19 protein-coding genes are annotated in these 17,549 nt (G+C 58.0%); 8 read left to right on the top strand and 11 right to left on the bottom strand.

The genetic code is table 11. The annotated features are described in order from the left end of the window. Positions 1 to 4: 4 nt before the first annotated feature. Both B3C1_RS02830 and rpe read right to left on the bottom strand, forming a co-directional pair. On the bottom strand, positions 5 to 655 hold the full coding sequence (locus tag B3C1_RS02830; protein ID WP_008482771.1) for a phosphoglycolate phosphatase: 651 nt from the start codon (positions 653 to 655) through the stop codon (positions 5 to 7). Next, positions 652 to 1,326 (bottom strand): ribulose-phosphate 3-epimerase, encoded by a 675-nt coding sequence (gene rpe / locus B3C1_RS02825; protein ID WP_008482770.1) that lies wholly within the window; start codon positions 1,324 to 1,326, stop codon positions 652 to 654. Before rpe ends, B3C1_RS02830 begins: the two co-directional genes overlap by 4 nt. A 108-nt stretch (positions 1,327 to 1,434) precedes the next feature. Here rpe and B3C1_RS02820 point away from each other — a divergent pair, with 108 nt between their 5' ends. The 4 genes from B3C1_RS02820 (at position 1,435) to B3C1_RS20835 (ending at position 4,331) form a co-directional block, all read left to right on the top strand. After that, a complete protein-coding gene (locus B3C1_RS02820; RefSeq protein WP_008482769.1) occupies positions 1,435 to 2,886 on the top strand; it encodes an NAD-dependent succinate-semialdehyde dehydrogenase in 1,452 nt (483 codons plus the stop codon). Positions 2,887 to 3,129: 243 nt separating this feature from the next. Continuing rightward, on the top strand, positions 3,130 to 3,804 hold the full coding sequence (locus tag B3C1_RS02815) for a TorF family putative porin (RefSeq protein ID WP_192813340.1): 675 nt from the start codon (positions 3,130 to 3,132) through the stop codon (positions 3,802 to 3,804). Positions 3,805 to 3,928: 124 nt separating this feature from the next. After that, positions 3,929 to 4,156, top strand: coding sequence for a hypothetical protein (locus B3C1_RS20090; RefSeq protein WP_237750951.1), 228 nt, complete (start codon positions 3,929 to 3,931; stop codon positions 4,154 to 4,156). Beyond that, complete coding sequence (locus B3C1_RS20835; RefSeq protein WP_083858239.1) at positions 4,131 to 4,331, top strand: DUF2970 domain-containing protein; 201 nt, start codon at positions 4,131 to 4,133, stop codon at positions 4,329 to 4,331. The genes B3C1_RS20090 and B3C1_RS20835 overlap by 26 nt, the downstream gene beginning before the upstream one ends. Here the strand turns inward: B3C1_RS20835 and B3C1_RS02805 are convergent. From B3C1_RS02805 to B3C1_RS02765, 9 genes are all read right to left on the bottom strand, one after another. Then, positions 4,242 to 5,144, bottom strand: a complete 903-nt coding sequence (locus B3C1_RS02805) for a Dam family site-specific DNA-(adenine-N6)-methyltransferase (RefSeq protein ID WP_008482764.1) — start codon at positions 5,142 to 5,144, stop codon at positions 4,242 to 4,244. The genes B3C1_RS20835 and B3C1_RS02805 overlap by 90 nt on opposite strands. Before the next feature lie 33 nt (positions 5,145 to 5,177). Continuing rightward, positions 5,178 to 6,377: an SPOR domain-containing protein gene (locus B3C1_RS02800; RefSeq protein ID WP_008482763.1), complete on the bottom strand. Its 1,200-nt coding sequence runs from the start codon at positions 6,375 to 6,377 to the stop codon at positions 5,178 to 5,180. An 8-nt stretch (positions 6,378 to 6,385) separates the two neighbouring features. Beyond that, the gene (gene aroB / locus B3C1_RS02795; RefSeq protein WP_035480930.1) at positions 6,386 to 7,468 is read right to left on the bottom strand and encodes a 3-dehydroquinate synthase; all 1,083 of its coding nucleotides are present in this window, start codon (positions 7,466 to 7,468) and stop codon (positions 6,386 to 6,388) included. A gap of 5 nt (positions 7,469 to 7,473) precedes the next feature. Continuing rightward, a complete protein-coding gene (aroK, locus tag B3C1_RS02790; protein WP_008482761.1) occupies positions 7,474 to 7,989 on the bottom strand; it encodes a shikimate kinase AroK in 516 nt (171 codons plus the stop codon). A gap of 251 nt (positions 7,990 to 8,240) precedes the next feature. After that, positions 8,241 to 10,301, bottom strand: a complete 2,061-nt coding sequence (locus B3C1_RS02785; RefSeq protein WP_008482760.1) for a type IV pilus secretin PilQ — start codon at positions 10,299 to 10,301, stop codon at positions 8,241 to 8,243. Positions 10,302 to 10,330: 29 nt separating this feature from the next. Further along, positions 10,331 to 10,864: a pilus assembly protein PilP gene (locus B3C1_RS02780; RefSeq protein WP_008482759.1), complete on the bottom strand. Its 534-nt coding sequence runs from the start codon at positions 10,862 to 10,864 to the stop codon at positions 10,331 to 10,333. Beyond that, complete coding sequence (locus tag B3C1_RS02775; RefSeq protein ID WP_008482757.1) at positions 10,842 to 11,432, bottom strand: type IV pilus inner membrane component PilO; 591 nt, start codon at positions 11,430 to 11,432, stop codon at positions 10,842 to 10,844. Before B3C1_RS02775 ends, B3C1_RS02780 begins: the two co-directional genes overlap by 23 nt. Continuing rightward, positions 11,429 to 12,007, bottom strand: a complete 579-nt coding sequence (locus tag B3C1_RS02770; protein WP_008482755.1) for a PilN domain-containing protein — start codon at positions 12,005 to 12,007, stop codon at positions 11,429 to 11,431. The genes B3C1_RS02775 and B3C1_RS02770 overlap by 4 nt, the downstream gene beginning before the upstream one ends. Beyond that, on the bottom strand, positions 12,007 to 13,038 hold the full coding sequence (locus B3C1_RS02765) for a pilus assembly protein PilM (protein ID WP_336391102.1): 1,032 nt from the start codon (positions 13,036 to 13,038) through the stop codon (positions 12,007 to 12,009). Before B3C1_RS02765 ends, B3C1_RS02770 begins: the two co-directional genes overlap by 1 nt. A gap of 172 nt (positions 13,039 to 13,210) precedes the next feature. Here B3C1_RS02765 and B3C1_RS02760 point away from each other — a divergent pair, with 172 nt between their 5' ends. The 4 genes from B3C1_RS02760 (at position 13,211) to B3C1_RS02750 (ending at position 17,549) form a co-directional block, all read left to right on the top strand. Continuing rightward, complete coding sequence (locus B3C1_RS02760) at positions 13,211 to 15,799, top strand: penicillin-binding protein 1A (protein WP_035480925.1); 2,589 nt, start codon at positions 13,211 to 13,213, stop codon at positions 15,797 to 15,799. Positions 15,800 to 15,869: 70 nt separating this feature from the next. Further along, a complete protein-coding gene (locus B3C1_RS19660) occupies positions 15,870 to 16,088 on the top strand; it encodes a bacterioferritin-associated ferredoxin (RefSeq protein ID WP_008482750.1) in 219 nt (72 codons plus the stop codon). 54 nt (positions 16,089 to 16,142) lie between these two features. After that, positions 16,143 to 16,619: a bacterioferritin gene (gene bfr, locus B3C1_RS02755; RefSeq protein ID WP_008482749.1), complete on the top strand. Its 477-nt coding sequence runs from the start codon at positions 16,143 to 16,145 to the stop codon at positions 16,617 to 16,619. 111 nt (positions 16,620 to 16,730) lie between these two features. Then, the gene (locus tag B3C1_RS02750; RefSeq protein ID WP_192813338.1) at positions 16,731 to 17,549 is read left to right on the top strand and encodes a MipA/OmpV family protein; all 819 of its coding nucleotides are present in this window, start codon (positions 16,731 to 16,733) and stop codon (positions 17,547 to 17,549) included.

Raw genomic sequence — 17,549 nt, 5'->3', positions numbered from 1 at the left:
ATCATTACCTCTGTTGCAGGGCGGGCAGCTCCAGCAGCGCCGCCAAGGAGTCTAGGGTGAAATCCGGGTTGGAAAGGCCGATATCTTCCCCGTAGTTGTAACCGCCCGTCAAGCCAACCGACGGGCAACCGGCCGCCTGGGCAGCCTGGATGTCGTTTTTGGAGTCGCCCACCATCAGCAGTTCGGCCGGAGCCAAGTCAAAGCGCTGGCAAAGCCAGGTCAGTGGCAGCGGATCAGGCTTCTTGGCGGCCAGGCTGTCACCGCAAAGGATATGTTCGAAATGCGGCTCCAGTCCCAGATCCCTGACCAGGGGTATGGCAAAGCGGCTGGCTTTGTTGGTGACCAGAGCCAGGGCAAAACCCCGGCGTCCCAGTTCGGTCAACACCGCCAGGGCGCCGTCGTAGGGGCGGGACGCCACAGCCAGATGGCTCTGATAGGCAGCTTCGAACAGTGCCAGGGCCTGGGGGGCTTCTCCCAGCTCCTGGCTGGCCCTTTCAACCAGCTTGCTGATGCCGTTGCCAACCCATTGGCTGACCTTATCTTCCCCCACCGCAGCCAATCCCAGCTGGCGGCGCATGGCATTGGCTGCCCAGACCAAGTCGGGCAGGCTGTGGACCAGGGTTCCGTCCAGGTCGAATGCAACAGCCTTGATCACGCGCCAACCTTGGCCAGCTCGGCGCGCATCTGGTCAATCACCGCTTTGTAATCGGGTTTGCCGAAAATGGCCGAGCCGGCCACGAACATGTCGGCACCGGCTTCGGCAATGGCTGCAATATTGTCGACCTTGACGCCACCGTCGATCTCCAGGCGGATGTCGCGGCCACTCTGCTCGATACGCTGGCGTACCTGGCGCAGCTTGTCGAGGGTGCCGGGAATGAAAGACTGGCCGCCAAAACCGGGGTTGACCGACATCAGCAGGATCACGTCCAGTTTGTCCATCACGTAGTCGAGATGATGTAGAGGCGTGGCCGGGTTGAACACCAGGCCAGCCTGGCAGCCGCTATCCTTGATCAGGCCCAGGGTACGGTCCACATGGTCAGACGCCTCTGGGTGGAAGGTAATAATGCTGGCACCGGCCTTGGCAAAGTCCGGCACTATCCTGTCCACCGGCTTGACCATCAGGTGCACGTCGATGGGTGCTTGGATGCCGTAGCTGCGCAGGGCATCACAGACCATGGGCCCTATGGTGAGATTGGGCACATAGTGGTTGTCCATCACGTCGAAATGCACCACGTCGGCGCCAGCGGCCAGCACATTGGCCACGTCGTCGCCCAGGCGGGCAAAGTCGGCCGACAGGATGGAAGGGGCAATCAGGAAGTCTTTCATGGGCGGCTCCAGTTTCAACTGGCGCTATTGTAAACCAAGCGGCCACCCTGTTCATGGGGTGTGACCGCCCATTCTGCTATGGTCTGGCCCTAGGCAACAGGAGGTAACATGCAATTACGCGACGAGGAACTGCTCAAGACCCAGGCCTACATTGACGGCCAATGGCACAGGGGCGGCAAGCAGCTGGATGTCACCAACCCGGTGGATGACAGTCTGTTGGCCCGAGTGCCCGATCTCAGCAGTGACGATACCGAAGTGGCCATAGACGCCGCGCACCGTGCCTTTAGCAGTTGGCGTAAAACCACGGCCCATGAGCGCAGTCAAAAGCTGCGCCGCTGGTTTGAGCTGATCATGGACAACCAGCAAGATCTGGCCCAAATCATGAGTGCCGAGCAGGGTAAGCCAGTGGCAGAAGCCAGGGGGGAGATCGCCTACGCCGCCTCTTTCGTGGAGTGGTTTGCCGAAGAGGCCAAGCGGGCCTATGGTGACCTGATCCCCGCACCCAAGGCGGGGCAGCAACTGATGGTGCTGCGTGAGCCTGTGGGAGTGGTGGCGGCCATCACCCCCTGGAACTTCCCGGCCGCCATGATCACCCGCAAAGTGGCCCCGGCCCTGGCCGCCGGCTGCACCATAGTAGTGCGCCCTGCCTCCGAGACTCCCCTGACCGCCTTGGCCCTGGCCGAGCTGGCCCACCGCGCCGAGATCCCGCCAGGTGTTTTCAATGTGGTTACCGGCGACGCCGTCAGTATCGGTAAAGCCATGACCGACAGCACCAAGGTACGCAAACTGTCCTTTACCGGTTCCACCCGGGTTGGTTCCTTGCTGATGCAGCAATGTGCCCACGACATCAAGAAGTTGTCTTTGGAGTTGGGTGGCAATGCCCCCTTTATCGTCTTCGAAGATGCCGATCTGGACGCCGCCGTAGAAGGGGCCATGGCTGCCAAGTTCCGCAATGCCGGCCAGACCTGCGTCTGCGCCAACCGCATCTATGTCCACGAAAGGGTAATGGAAGCCTTTACCGACAAATTGGTCCAAGCCATGGGCACCCTAAAGGTAGGCGCTGGCAACGAGCCTGGCGTTACCACCGGCCCCCTTATCAACCTTAAGGCAGTCGAGAAAATAGAAGCCCATATTGAAGATGCCCTGGCCAAGGGAGCCAGCTTGCGGATGGGGGGCAAACGCCATAAAAAAGGCGGCACCTTCTTCGAACCGACGTTGCTGACCGGCATGACCCAGCAGATGCTGGTGGCTAAAGAAGAAACCTTTGCCCCCCTGGCCGCCCTCTTCCCGTTCAACGACGAAGAACAGGCAGTCGAAATGGCCAACGACACCCCCTATGGCCTGGCCGCTTATTTCTACAGCCAGAACCTCAACCGGGTATTCAGGGTCGCCCAAGCCCTGGAAGCAGGCATGGTAGGCATCAATACCGGCCTCATCTCCAACGAGGTCGCCCCCTTCGGCGGCGTGAAAGCTTCTGGGCTGGGCCGGGAAGGCTCCAAGTACGGATTGGAAGACTTCATGGAGATGAAATACCTCTGTCTGGCCGGACTTGGCAAATAGCGTAAGAAATAAGGCCCGGCAAGCCTAAATTGGTATTACCAATCACGATCTTGGCAAGCCGGGCCTTCAGCCACCGTTAATCAGAAGTACTCACTTCTGTAAAAAACTCAGCATTAATCACACAACACCGACGTAGACAACAGATCCACGTTGCAGCCCCCATGCCGACTCCGGTAAAGTCCCGCCCTTTCCCGAAACAAACCAGGTAAATTGGTCTTACCAATTGAGACGAGTGGAAACGACGTGATAAAGCCGTATACGCCGTTGCTGCTGGCCCTCGGTGCCACCAGCTTTTGCAGCCAAGCTGATTCTTTCAGCGACCAGCTCTCTGTCAGCCAATGGGTTGCCTTCGCCAATAACTATGTGTCCAGGGGGGTCAGTGGCTCCTCCAATGAGGCAGTAGTACAGGGCTGTATCGACATCGCCCACGATAGCGGGGCCTACGTCGGTCTTTGGGGATCGTCAGGTGACCAGGGTGGAGAGATAGACTGGTGGGCCGGGTATACCCTGCCTCTGGGTAGTGACTATGGCTTAAACGTGCAGCTCACCCGTTTCTACTATCCTGGTGCCACTAACCACCAGACCGAAGGCTCGGTGACTCTGATCACTCCCTGGGTGGAAATTTCCGCCCGCCACGACTGGGATTACGGGCACAACTATTACGAGCTGAACAAGGCCCTGCCTTTGGCTGACCAATGGCAACTGTTGCTGCACGCCGGCTACAAAAACTATGGTGAGAAAATATATCAGCCTGACCACTGGGCATACGACAAGGCCTATGCCGACGCTGCGGTGAAGGTGGCATACGACCTCACCAAACAGCACCGCCTCTTTGCCGGCTACTCCTGGCACCAAGACAATGATCGCAGTCACGCCACTGAAGGCAAAGTGCTGTTTGGCATCATCGCCTCTTTCTAATTTCCCATCCTTGTGTCGTTTTGACGGGGCCCCAGTGGGCCCTTTTTTTGTTGGCCAGCTTTTGAGCAGCTTGTTATACTCCGGTGAAATATTCTACCAACAGTCATCAGGAGGGCCTATGCGGATGAAAAAAACGGCAGTATTGCTGACCGTCGCCGGCAGCCTTTTCCTGGGGTCTTCCGCTTTACAGGGCAGCGCCCTTGCCAGTACCTGTCTTAGCACTCAGGAAGTAAGTTGGGGACAATGGCTGTTCGGCCGCAGTGGTTCGGTACAGCTGCATTTTCTCGATCTGTTGGAATTGATCACCCGCAGGGACAGTGATCGCAATGCCCGGCCAGCCAGTCGCCAATAAAAAGCGCAACCTTTTCATGAGCATCGCCGGCGCCTTCTTTGGGGTGCAGAGCAGCGAGCGCCATGCCGCCGATTTTAAGAGCCGCTCAGCCCTGAGCTACATAATTGCTGGCGTTATCGGTGTTGTGCTGTTCGTGGTCAGCCTGATGTTGCTGGTCAGCTGGGTACTCAACTAAAGCCCCCTGGTACAGCGCCAACAACTCCCCTACCTTTTGCCTGCCTGAGCCATTGCGGCTGATGCTGCGTTTCACCTGCACCGTATTAAGCGACGCATCCCGGTATAGCCAACGGGTATGCTCGGTGTCGTGGTTGGAGATCAGCACGGACACACCACGCTGGGACGACGCAAGGGCCGTCTTAGCCAAGGTGGCCTGATCGTCAAGGCTAAAACCGCTGCTGGCGTAAGTGGTGAAGCTGGCGGTCACCGACAGGGGCACGTAAGGCGGGTCGCAATAGACCACATGGCTGGGCTTGGCCGCTTCCATGGCGTGGACGAAGTGCTGGCAGGTAAAGGTGGCCTTTTTTGCTTTTTCGGCAAAAAAACCCAGCTCGTCTTCGGGAAAGTAGGGTGCCTTGTAGGAGCCGAAGGGCACATTGAAACCGCCTTTGCGGTTGTAACGACACAGGCCGTTGTAACCGTGGCGATTCAGATAAAGAAACAGCAGGGAGCGACGGTAGCTGTCTTTACTGGCGTTGAACTCGTCACGCAACCGGTAATAAACGGCCTGGTTATTATGGCTGGCCGTGAACAGCCTCCTGGCGTCACGGGTAAAACGCAGCGGATCCTTCGCCAGATGCTGGTAGAGGGCGATGAGATCCGGATTGATATCGTTGAGCACATAGCGATCGAAGTCGCTGTTGAGGAACACCGAGCCGGCCCCCACAAAGGGCTCCACCAACACCTCGCCTTGTGGCAGGTGGCGGCGGATATGATCAACCAGCGTGTATTTGCCGCCAGCCCACTTTAGGAAGGCACGGTGTTTTTTCATGAGCTCAGTTCGGGGACAGTCCAGTGCGCCATTCTAACTTTTGCCGGCGGCAATTTCTGCCTTGATTTTGTCATAGCGCTTGGGCCATGCCCCGGCCTGACGGAAGGTCGCCGGAAGCGTCTTGATAGCACTGCGAGCAGCGTCTAGGTTGGGGTAATCCCCCTGCACTATGATGTAAAAGGCTTTTCCCTGGCGAAGCACTTCTACCAGGTGCCAGTCTTTAACCCCTTGGCCATCCATGCTCTCCAACACCTTGGCTTTATCCCTGCCGCCCATCAATTGCAAGGCAAAGTGCCGGTCCGGTACCGATTGGGGCCAAGTCACTTTGACTGGCGCCTGGGGCTTGGGTTGCAGCGTAGTTTGTGGCTTGGGTTGGGGCTCAGGCTGAGCAGAAACAGTGGCCGCAGGTTCGGGCAGGGTTTCCTGGGCTGCTGGGTCCTGAGCTATTTCAACCTGGACAGGTGTCGCCTCTACTGGTTCATCGGCGGCCTCTTGCGCAGCAGGTTCAGGCACTGGCGCTTCTGCTTGTGCCGGCTCAGGCTGCCGCAAAACCTCGGTATTTGGATTTTCCCCTGCTTCGTTAGAGGCTGCCTGTTCGACTGGCTGCAACGGCTGGGCAGCCGGCAAAGTGACCGCTTGGCGCTCAGTTGGGGCATCGTCATTGGTCTCCTGGCTAAGCACAACACCCAAGGCAGCCAGTACGGCCACAGCAACGGTTCCGATCAGTCCGACCTTGAGACCTTTAACAGGGGCTGGGGCTTCTTGCTCTTGAGGAGCCTCCTCCCCAAGCCAGATGGGCTGCCAGTTCAGCCTTGGCACGTCCTGACGGCGTGGCACCAGCAACAGTAGCCCCATTCCATCATCCACTTCGTCTTTGAGCACCAGCCATTCTTGCAGCAGGGCGGATTCCACCGGTACGGCACTGTCTATCAACAACAGGCGATGGGCTGGTTGGGTACGCAGGCGCAGGTAGCTGTCGGCCAGGGTATCGTCGGGATTAAAGACCGGGTCCTGAAACCATTGCGACAACAGGTCAGTGCGTAACTTACGCACTCCTGCCGCTTTTTTGCAGCGTAGCAAGGCCGCATCCTGACGTTCAGGCAAGGAATCGAGAAGGCGGTTCAGGATATGGCTGCGGTTGGCACTGTCGGGCTCGACGATGATCACCGGATCTTGGCCGAAATGCAGCAGGTGGCGTGCTCGGGCGAGCAAATCCTCTAAAGCGTCGGACATGGCTCCACTCAGGGGTTGGCCGTCTGTACTGCCTTGATTGCGTCGAGGATCTCGGACTGGGTGGCGTCACTGACCACCACTGCCTGGCCTATACCCTGGGGCAGTACCAGCCGCAATTTGCCGGCCAATACTTTCTTGTCCCGCATCATCAGCGGCAGGTATTGGTCTGGGGTCATGTCCGATGGCCCTTTGAGAGGCAATCCAGCGGCCTGGTTCAGACGGTACAGGCGCGATAATTGTTCATCATCCAGCATACCCCTGGCCTTGGCAAGCTCGGCAGCCATCAGGGAACCGGCGGCCACGGCCTCACCGTGCAGCCAATTACCGTAGCCCTGGTTGGCTTCGATGGCATGGCCAAAGGTGTGGCCCAGGTTCAGGTGGGCACGAACTCCCTGCTCCCGCTCGTCCTGGCTGACGATGTCGGCCTTGATGGTAAGGGAGCGCTCTATGGCGTGGGTCAGCAGGGTTTTGTCCTTGGCCCGCAAGGCCGCCATGTTGGTTTCCAGCCAGACAAAGAACTCGGGGTCGGCGATAACGCCGTACTTGATGACTTCGGCAAGACCTGCGGACAATTCGTTATCCGGCAGGGTATCGAGCCAGTCGAGATCCACAAAAACCGCTTGAGGCTGGTGAAAAGCTCCAATCAGGTTCTTGCCCATTGGATGGTTGACCGCCGTTTTGCCCCCTACTGCCGAGTCCACTTGGGACAGCAAGGTGGTAGGCAATTGGATAAAGTCCATGCCCCTTTGGTAGCAGGCAGCGGCAAAACCGGTGATATCTCCCACCACGCCGCCCCCCAAGGCCAGTAACAGGCCATCACGGCCGAGACCGGCGTCGATCAGGGTGCCTATAAGGCGCTCCAGCTCACCCAGGTTCTTGGCTTGCTCGCCATTGGGCAGTTGGTGGCTAACCAGGGATTTGGGGGCATCGCCAAGGAAAGTCAGCAGGGTATCGAGATGCTGGGACAGGGGCGCCTGGTAAACAATAACCAAGTCACGCCCCTGCACTCGAGCTCTAAGATCAGGATGCAGGCCGGTGCCAATCAGTATGGGATAACTTCTTTCGCCTAAACCCACATCCAGTCTTTTCATGATGTTTAGAAACCCAGTTGATCGATGATCTGGCTGGCGACACTTCGTGCGCTCTGATCGTCGGTGCGCACTATGATGTCAGCCACTTCTTCGTACAGGGGATTACGCTCTTCCGCCAAGCGAACCAGTACGTCGCGTGGCTCGTCAACCTGCAGCAGCGGGCGACGTTTGTCTTTTTGGGTGCGGGCCAACTGCTTTTCGATGGTGGTTTCCAAGTAGACCACGATGCCACGCGCAGAAATGCGGTTGCGCACATCCTTGTTGATCACAGCGCCGCCACCTGTGGCCAGCACTATGCCTTGCAGTTCGGTCAGTTCGTCGATGACGCTGCATTCGCGTTTGCGAAAGCCGTCTTCGCCTTCGACGTCAAAAACCCAGTTGATGTCAGCACCGGTACGGCGCTCGATCTCGTGATCGGAATCGTAGAACTCCAGGTGAAGATCCTGGGCAAGCTGACGGCCAATGGTGCTTTTTCCAGCCCCCATAGGGCCGATAAGAATGATATTGCGTTTTTCTGCCATATTGGTGATACGTCTTCGCTGTTCGGGACGGGGGCGAAACGCCCAGGTGAAAATTCCCCATAGGTCGTTAGGTGACGGCGGATTATCGCAATTGTGCAGCCTTCAAGCAACTGACCTTGGCCGCTCAAGGCCGGCGAGTTGCCCCCTAGACCCAGCAAAACAAAAAGGCCCCTGTCGCAAGGGCCTTTGAGCGGACACCGGAAATCCGGTCTTTCCTGTCTATAGGCGCCCATTTCTGGGCGCTTCTGCAATCAACGGTTTTCTTCGGTGATGATCCTGGGGGTCACGAAGATCAGCAACTCGCTCTTGTTGTTGGCGTCCGAGCTGTTGCGGAACAGCCAGCCGATACCGGGGATATCCCCAAGCAGCGGCACTTTGCTGACCACCTTCTTCTTCTCCTGCTGGAAAATACCGCCCAGCACTATGGTCTCACCGTTGTCCACCAGCACCTGGGTACCGATTTCCTTGGTGTCGATGGCGGTAGCGGGCCCAGTGGCGGTCTGCACCGTTTCACCCTTGGTGTCTTCGGTGATCACCAAGTCTAGGATGATCTTGTTGTCCGGGGTGATCTGCGGGGTTACCTGCAGGCTCAGCACCGCTTTCTTGAAGGTCACCGAGGTGGCACCGGATGACGTGCTCTGCACAAAGGGGATCTCGGTACCCTGCTCTATGTAGGCCGCCTTCTGGTTGGCCGTGGTCAGGCGGGGACTGGAGATCACTTCACCTTTGTTTTCCTGCTCAAGGGCCGACAGTTCCAGATCCAGCAAGGTGCCGTCCGCCAGCTTGGCAATGTGGAAGCCGATGGACGCAGCGTTATCCACAGCCGCAGGCAGGTTGACGTTGAGGCGGTCGGACAGGTTGGCGGAATTAGGACCACCGTTGGCGGTTGAATCGGCACCGTCCAGGCTGCCGGATATACCGTTACTGCCGTTCTGGTCGCTAAAGCCCAGGCGTACGCCCAAGTCTTCAACCACGTTGTCACGGACGGTGACAATGCGCGACTCGATCAGCACCTGCTTGACCGGGATATCGAGAACTTTGATAAGGCCTTTGATTTCCTTGAGTTTCTCTTCGGTGTCCTGGACCAACAGGGTGTTGGTGCGCTCGTCTATGGTGACATTGCCGCGCTCGGACATCAGGCTGGCCTCGCTGCTTTTAAGCAAGTCGGCAAGATCTTTGGCCTTGGCGTAGTTGATCTGGATGAACTCGGAGAATACCGGTACCAGGTTTTGCACCTTGTTCTGGGCTTCCAGCTCCTGGGCCTCGCGAGCAGTCAGTTCATCGGCCGGGGCTACCATCAGGATGTTGCCGTCAACCCGTTTGCCCAGGCCTTTGACCTTGAGCACGATGTCCAGCGCCTGGTCCCAGGGCACACCGTCAAGGCGCAGGGTGATATTGCCGTTGACCGTATCCGAGGTCACCAGGTTGAAATTGTTGTAGTCGGCGATGATCTGCAACACGGTACGAACCGGGATATCCTGGAAGTTCAAGGAGATCCGCTTACCGTCGTAGGCCACTTTTTCCTTGTCCCTGGGATCTTCCTTCTTGGGCAGCACTTCCAGGGTAAAGAGGTTATTGGCCTGCTGGTAACGGAAGGTGAAGTTGCCGTTGGGCTTGACCACCACGCGGGTCTTGTCCCCTTCCCGGAAGGTCTCGATGCTCTGCACCGGGGTGCCGAAGTCGGTCACGTCCAGCTGGTAGATGAGGTCGTCCGGAATGGCGGTATTGAGGAACTCGGCAACGATACGCGGGCCCTGCTGGCGGACGTCAACGGCGGCGGAGGTATTCTGCATGAACACCAGCATACGCCCTTCCTGGTCCTTGCCACGGCGAAAATCGATGGCCTTGATGGCGTTGATCTGGCCACCATGGCCTTCTTCACCACCGCCGGCAATGGCCTGGCCAAGGGACACCACATAGCGGTTGTCGACCCTTTTGGTCTGGTAGGACGCCAGCTTATCCAGGTGCAGGACGGCGCGGATGCCATCGTTGATGCTGGTGGTGGTGATCTTGTCCAGGCCACCGGCCTTGATGCTTAGCTCCGACATGGCCAGCCCCGAGTTCACACCGCGAAAGTCGATGTAGAGTTCAGCCGGGTTGTAGGAGATACGGGTACGGGGTTCGATGAAATCCCCGTCCATCACGAACTCAAGCTCTATCCCCTGCTTGCCCAGCGTATTTTCCCGGACGTCCACCAGGGAGGTTGCCATGGCCTGGGTCAGCGGCAGCAACAGCAGCAGACCCAGGGAGTGTTTTTTCACCCTCTGCCAGATGGTCTGGTCAGGGGTTCTTAGGGATTTGCAAGCATTCATCACGTCATGTCCCTTCGAGAATCTCATTGTTATTCACTGACCAATTCAAGCGCAGCTTCGCGCTCTTGCCAGCACCCCGCCCCGTCAGGCACCAATTCCCGCACCTTTATGCCAGCGCGGGAAATCTCTTGGATAAGGCCGTTGTAGAGTCCCAGGTAGTTGCCGGTGGTGACCCTGTACAGGTTGCCGTCACCGGCACTGATCAGGGCCCAAAGTTCACCCGCACTCCCCAAAGTGCCTTTCATGGCTAGGGTATCCAGAGGGAATTGTTCCAGCGGTTCCTTGACCCGCTCGGTATTGGGTTGCAGGCAGTCAGGATTGCGGCTGGCTGCATTATCCGCCAACAACTCGGGGCTGGGTGGCGCAAAGGGACTGCGCCGCTCACCGGGTTCGTAGCGGAAGTGTTCAAAAGAGCGTAGCTCCGGCATGGGCTCGATACCCGGCACCGGCCTTTGCTTGACCTCGGCCACGAAGCCCTGCAGATCACCGATGTCGTCGTTACAGCCACCCAGGCCCAGTGCTGCCAGCAGCAGGAGCAGTTCAGCCTTTCTTCTTCTTGGCATTGCCGTCCTCCTTATACCGGTACGTCTTGGCCTGCAGCTTCATAATGAGCTTGTTGTTATCAGCGGCCTTGATGTCGAAGTTATGGAGCGTGACGATACGCGGCAGAGCCGCTACGTCACTGACGAAAGTACCAAGCTGGTGATAATCCCCTATCACCTCGATGTCGATCGGCAGCTCGATATAGAACTCTTTTTCCTGGGGTGCCTGCCATTGGATGACCCTAAAATCCAGGCCACTGGCGGTACCCACGAAGTTGATGTCGTCCAGCAGACCGGCTGTTTCATCTTCGGTAGGCAGCTGTTTGAGGAACTGCGAGAAGGTGGCTTCCAGTTGCAGCATCTGCGAGCGATAGGCTTCTAGGTTGGCAGCCATCCGCTGTTTACCTTCAAAGGTATGCTTCAGCTCCTCTTCCTTCTTCTGTTCGGCGAACAACTGGTCCAGGTTGGAACTGATCTCCACGTAATAGAAGATGGCGGCCACTACGATGCAGACAAAGCCGATGAAGATGGCCTTGGCCGGCTTGGGCCAGCTGCCGATCTCGGAAAGGTCCAGTTCGTTGACGTTCATTTCTTGCCTCCCGCTGCACCCTTGGGCTGCACTACCCCATCCAGGCGCACTTGCACCCCTAGGTCGAAGTCAGACAGCAGGCTGGATTTGTTCACCGACTGGATCCGGCGCGGCTCGGGATTGGCCAGCCACTCGGATTCCTTGATGTAGCGGATCAGGGATGACACCCTGTTGTTGGATTCGGTTTTGCCCTTGATGGACAGGTCATCGCCGTCCCGCTTGAGTTCCATCAGGTACATGCCGGGAGGCACGGAGTCGGCTACCGTATCGAAGATATGGGCTGTCACGTTACGGCTGGCCCGCAGACGGGCGATCAGCGTCATCCGCTGTTCCAGGTCCGCCTTGCGTTTTTTGAGCAGCTCTATCTCAGAGATGGCCTGTTCCAGCTCTTTTATCTGGGCCTGCAGGTAGCCATTGCGCTGGCGTTGCCCGTCAACGTATTGGTTGACCACCCAGTTGGCCAGTAACATCAGCAGCACTGTCAGCACCACCATGGCCAGCAAGGTGAAGGTAAACTCCTTTTTTTCCCGCTCTCTGGCCTCTTCCCGCCAGGGCAACAGGTTGATGTTTGCCATTAGCCGAAACTCCTCAGGGCCAGACCAGAGGCCACGGCAAAAGCCGGTCCGTAGCGCTCGAGATCCCGCTTGTTGACGTCACCACTGACTTTCATGCCGGCGAAGGCATCAGCCACCTGTACCGCAAAACCCAGTTCCTCGCGCAACATGTCGGCCAGGCCTTCGAGGTTAGCGGTACCACCTGTGATCACCAGGGCGTCCAGGCCATCATGGCCGGACGTGGTGTAGAAGAGTTGCAGGGAACGGCGGGCCAATTGCAGCAGTTCGGTCTGGAAAGGAGCCAGCACTTCCAAAGAAGCGGTGCCCGGCAGTTCGCCGCGCAATTTAACTCTTTCCGCTTCTTCGACGCTCATATCGTAAGCCGACTGGATCAGCTGGTTGAGGTGTTCCCCTCCGAACGCCTCTTCCCGGGTATAAGCCACCTCGCCGTCCTCGAGGATGCTCAGGGTGGTGGTGCGAGAACCTATGTCCAGCACCCCCAGCAGCTTGGCCTCGGCCAGCTCTGGTTGACGCTTGGCGACCGTCGCCACGGCACGTCCCAGCGCGTAGGCTTCGATGTCCATGATCTTGGTATCGAGGCCTGCTATCTCCATGGCGCTGACCCTGGCTTCCACAGACTCGGAACGGGCAGCTGACAACAGCACGTCCACTCGGGAAGGGTCATTGGCATGGGGGTGCAGGCGTTCGAAGTCCAGGTTGACCTCGTCGAGGGGGTGGGGAATGAGGTTTTCCGCTTCCACCTCGATCTGACTCACCATTTCATCGTCGCTTAAGGAAGCGTCCATGAAAATGACCTTGGTCATCACAGATGAACCTGCCACTGCCATGGCTGCGGCCTGGATCTTGGAAGGAAGACGGCGTACCAAGCGCCTAAGCGCTTCACCTACCGGCTCGATGTCTTGAATTTCGTGGTCGACAACGGCCCCTTTGGGTGTGGGTTCTACGGCCACCGCTTCAACTTTGAACGTGTTACCATTTTTCGCCAGTAACACGGCCTTGATCGAGTGGGAACCTATATCAACGCCAACCATTATGGGGGCTTGCCGACGGAAGAGTTTTGCAAGCATATCCGTCGTAAATTTTTTGTTATGTGGTGACAAAGAATAGTGGTCTTTTTGCACGCGGTCTAGTTGACCGTTTATAGTTTTGCCGCCTAATCAAGCAGATAATAGGGTACTGGCGGGGGCGATTGCGAGGTGTTTAGTGAAGTGGCTGGTTAGAATTTTGTTTGCACTGGGCTTGATGACAGTGCTGGGTGTGCTGGGTGTAGTGGGAATGTACTACTACGTAAAGCCTGAGCTGCCCAGCGTTGCGGTGCTCAAGGATGTGCGCCTGCAGACCCCGATGCGGGTCTACTCGGCCGACGGCGAACTGATCTCCCAGTTCGGCGAAAAACGGCGTATTCCCCTTTCCCTGAGCGACATGCCTCCCGAGCTGGTTCAGGCCTTCCTGGCCACTGAGGACAGTCGCTTTTACGAGCACCCGGGCATCGACTTCGTCGGCTTGGCCCGGGCCGCCGTTAACTTGGCCCTAACCGGAAATAAAAGCCAGGGGGCCAGTACCATCACCATGCAGTTGGCCCGTAACTTCTTCTTGACCCGCGAGAAAACCTACATCCGCAAGATCAAGGAAGTCTTTATTTCCTGGCACATCGAGCAGTTGCTGACCAAGGACGAGATCCTCGAGCTCTACCTCAACAAGATTGAACTGGGTCACCGTGCCTTCGGTGTGGGCGCCGCTGCCCAGGTCTACTACGGTAAGGACGTCAAAGACCTTAGCCTGCCGGAGATCGCCGTACTGGCTGGCCTGCCCAAGGCCCCTTCTACCCTCAATCCCATCTCCAACCCGGACCGGGCCATGACCCGCCGTAACGTGGTGTTGGGCCGGATGCTGGACGTAGGGGTCATTACCCAGGCCCAATATGACGAGGCCGTCAAAGCCCCCAATACCGCCAAGTACCACGGTGCTGAAATCACCCTGTCTGCCCACTATGTGGCAGAGATGGTGCGCCGGGAAATGGTGGAACTGTTCGGGGAAGACGCCGCCTACGGCGAGGGTTACCAGGTCTATACCACCATCAACAGCAAGGACCAGCGCGCCGCCCAGGATGCCCTGATCACCAATGTGCTGAATTATGATCGCCGTCACGGTTGGCGTGGCCCGGCCAAGAAGTTGGAAGACTGGCCCTGGGACCAGGAGAAAATTCAACATTTCCTGAAACGCCAGGAAAGCTACCGCCCGCTGATCCCGGCTATTGTCACCGAAGTGGCAGAGCAAAGCGCCAAGGTGCAGGTCAAAGGCCAGGGAGAACTGACCCTGGATTGGACCGCCCTCAACTGGGCCAGGCCCTATGTCGACGACAACCGTCAGGGCCCGGTTCCGGAAAAGGCCGAGCAGATCCTGGCTTCGGGGGATTTCGTTTATGTGCGCCCCAACGGTGAAGGCTGGCTGCTGGCCCAAATCCCAGAGGTCAACTCGGCTCTGGTGTCCCTGCGCCCCGAAGACGGTGCCATAGAGGCCTTGGTGGGTGGCTTTAACTTTTCATTGAGCAAATACAACAGGGTGACCCAGGCTAAGCGCCAGGTGGGCTCCAACATCAAGCCCTTTATCTATTCGGCCGCCCTGGACAACGGTTTCACCCTGGCGTCCCTGGTGAACGACGCCCCTATCAACCAGTGGGACAGGACCCAGGGCTACGCCTGGCGCCCCAAAAACTCACCTCCGGTGTACAACGGCCCTACCCGGCTGCGTCTGGGCCTAGCCCAGTCCAAAAACGTCATGTCGGTGCGGCTGCTGCGAGCTGTGGGTATCGACAAGGTCATAGACCGCCTCACCGATTACGGTTTCCCCCGCGACGACCTACCACGTAACGAGTCCCTCTCCCTTGGATCGGCTTCTTTGACGCCCCTGGAAGTGGCGCGGGGTTTCACCGCCATCGCCAACGGCGGTTTCCTGGTTGAACCCTATCTGATTGACCGTATCGAAGACGGTTACGGCAAATTGCTGTGGATGGCGTCTCCCAAACTGGCCTGTGGCCAGTGCGAGCAGATGCTCAATGAGACCCCAGCCTGGCCCCTACCCGATCCGGCCCAGGACCAGGAAGCGGCCATGGACGCTGCCTTCGCCCAGCTTCAGCAGCAGGACGACAGCGGCCATTGGCAAGGCCAGTGCCCTGTTGCCGCCATTGGAGTCAATCGTCTGGCCAAACGCGCCATCAGCGCCCAGACCGCCTTCCTGGTCACCCAGGCCATGGAAAGCACTATCTGGGGTGGTGGCTCATGGAACCACGGCACCGGCTGGAACGGCACCGGCTGGCGGGCCGCCCGGGAGCTCAAGCGCCATGACATCGCCGGCAAAACCGGTACCACCAACGAGTCCAAGGACGCCTGGTTCTCCGGCTTTATGCCGTCCCTGCAGGCCACCGCCTGGATCGGCTTTGACGATCATCGCCGGGAATTGGGAGGCAGCACCAGGATCAAGGCCATCGAGGATGACCCCATCTTCGGTAAGGAAGGGGGTGCCAAGAGTGCCCAGCCCAGTTGGAACGCTTTTATGAAGGTTGCCCTGTACGGCCAACCGGAGAAAGGTTTCGCGGTGCCGCCGGGAATAGTGACGGTGCGCATCGACAGGGAGACGGGCAAGCTGACCAGGGCCACGGATTACACCAGCCGCTTTGAGTTTTTTAAAGCGGGAACCGAGCCCAGCAGCTTTGCCCGGGACAGCCTGGCCAACCCCTTCGACGGCCCCTTGACGCCAAGCAACCCGGATAAGGAAGAGGAGGAGATCTTCTGATCTCCCGATCATTGAAATAATAACGGTTCGCATTTATAATCCGGTCCTGTCATCAGTAAGGGCCGGATTTATGTACGTTTGCCTCTGCCACGCAGTAACCGACAAGGCAATTCGCAAAGCAGCCGCATCAGGCTGCAGCAGCCTGGCCCAACTACGCTGTGAACTGGGTGTGGCCAGCCAATGCGGTAAGTGCGCCCGCCAAGCCAAGGCCATCTTGAACGAGGCCGCCCCCACCCATCGCAGCACCCTACCAAAGCAAACGCTTCTCATTACTCAAATGGCTGTTTGACAAGGATTTTTCCCCGATCCATCCTTTACTATTCAAAGCGAATAGGAGCCTGTCATGAAAGGGGACAAGAAAGTCATCCAGCTGCTGAATCAAGTGCTGGCCAACGAGCTGGTGGCGATCAATCAGTATTTCCTTCATGCCCGCATGTTCAAGAACTGGGGGCTCGAGCGCCTGGCTGATCACGAGTACCACGAGTCTATCGACGAGATGAAACATGCCGATCTGCTGATCGAGCGTATTCTTTTCCTCGACGGCCTGCCCAACCTGCAAGATCTCGGCAAACTGGCCATAGGCGAGGACGTACCCGAAGCCCTGCAGTGTGATCTGGACCTGGAACTCAGAGGGGTACCGGACCTCCGTGACGGTATCGAATACTGCGAAAAGGTACGGGACTACATCAGCCGCGACATCCTCAAGCAGATCCTTGATTCAGAAGAAGAGCATATCGACTGGCTGGAAACCCAGTTGCAGCTCATCGGTCAGGTAGGCCTGCAGAACTACCTGCAGTCCCAGATGTTCGAAGAAGAGTGAGCCTTTAGCCGCATCCAAGGCAACAATTGTCGCAATTTGTCTGCATAGGGCGACGCCACAAGGCACAATGTTTACACTCCCGTAACCATTGTGCCTCTGTCGTTTTTGGCCGTGCCCATACGTCTACTCTGCCTGTTACTGCTGCTGTCCTGCCCCCTCAAGGCCCAGGATCTCGATACCCTGCCTGCCAACCAATGGGAGCTGGGTATAGCCCTGGGTGTTGGCCACCTAGACAACCCCCTGGCGGACAAAGGGGATATCCGCTATTTCCTGGTGCCACAGCTTGCTTACTACGGTGACTGGGGCTATTTCGACAACGGCGATCTGGCCTTTACCCTCTATGACGACGGTGACAACCAGCTTTACCTCAGCACCGGCGTATCCGAAGACGCCCTTTATTTCGGCTCCTGGGACAGGATAGGCGTAACCCCACCGGTCCGTACCGCCGTCGACTGCACCGCCTGCCCCTTTACCCCTGCCGATGAACCGCTCTATATGGACCACAATCCCGGCTGGACCTGGCTTGGCGGCCTGGCCTACAGCCATTACGGCGACTGGGGTTTCCTGAGGCTAAGGCTGCTAAACGACATGCTTGGCCGCCACGATGGGGCCTTTGCCAGCCTGCGCCTGGGCAAGGCTTTCACTTTCCATGGCCAATGGCAGCTGAGTCTTGGCGCCGATTGGAAAAGCGCCGAGCTGGTGGACTACTACTATGGAACCGAGAGCCAGGTTGTCTGGCTCAAAGGCTACCAGGGCAGGAGCGCCGTGGACTGGGTACTGGCCGGCCAATGGCTCTATCCTCTGGGTGACAATTGGGGCCTGCTGGTCAATCTGCATGGTCGCCGTCTTGGCAGCGGCATTGCCAATAGCCCGCTGGTCAACGACAGGACTGTCCTGGACAGCTTTATCGGGATAGCCGTGACCTTTTAG

Origin of the sequence: Gallaecimonas xiamenensis 3-C-1 (assembly GCF_000299915.1) — a bacterium.
GTDB lineage: Bacteria > Pseudomonadota > Gammaproteobacteria > Enterobacterales > Gallaecimonadaceae > Gallaecimonas > Gallaecimonas xiamenensis.
This window is presented reverse-complemented; position numbering and strand designations above follow the sequence as displayed.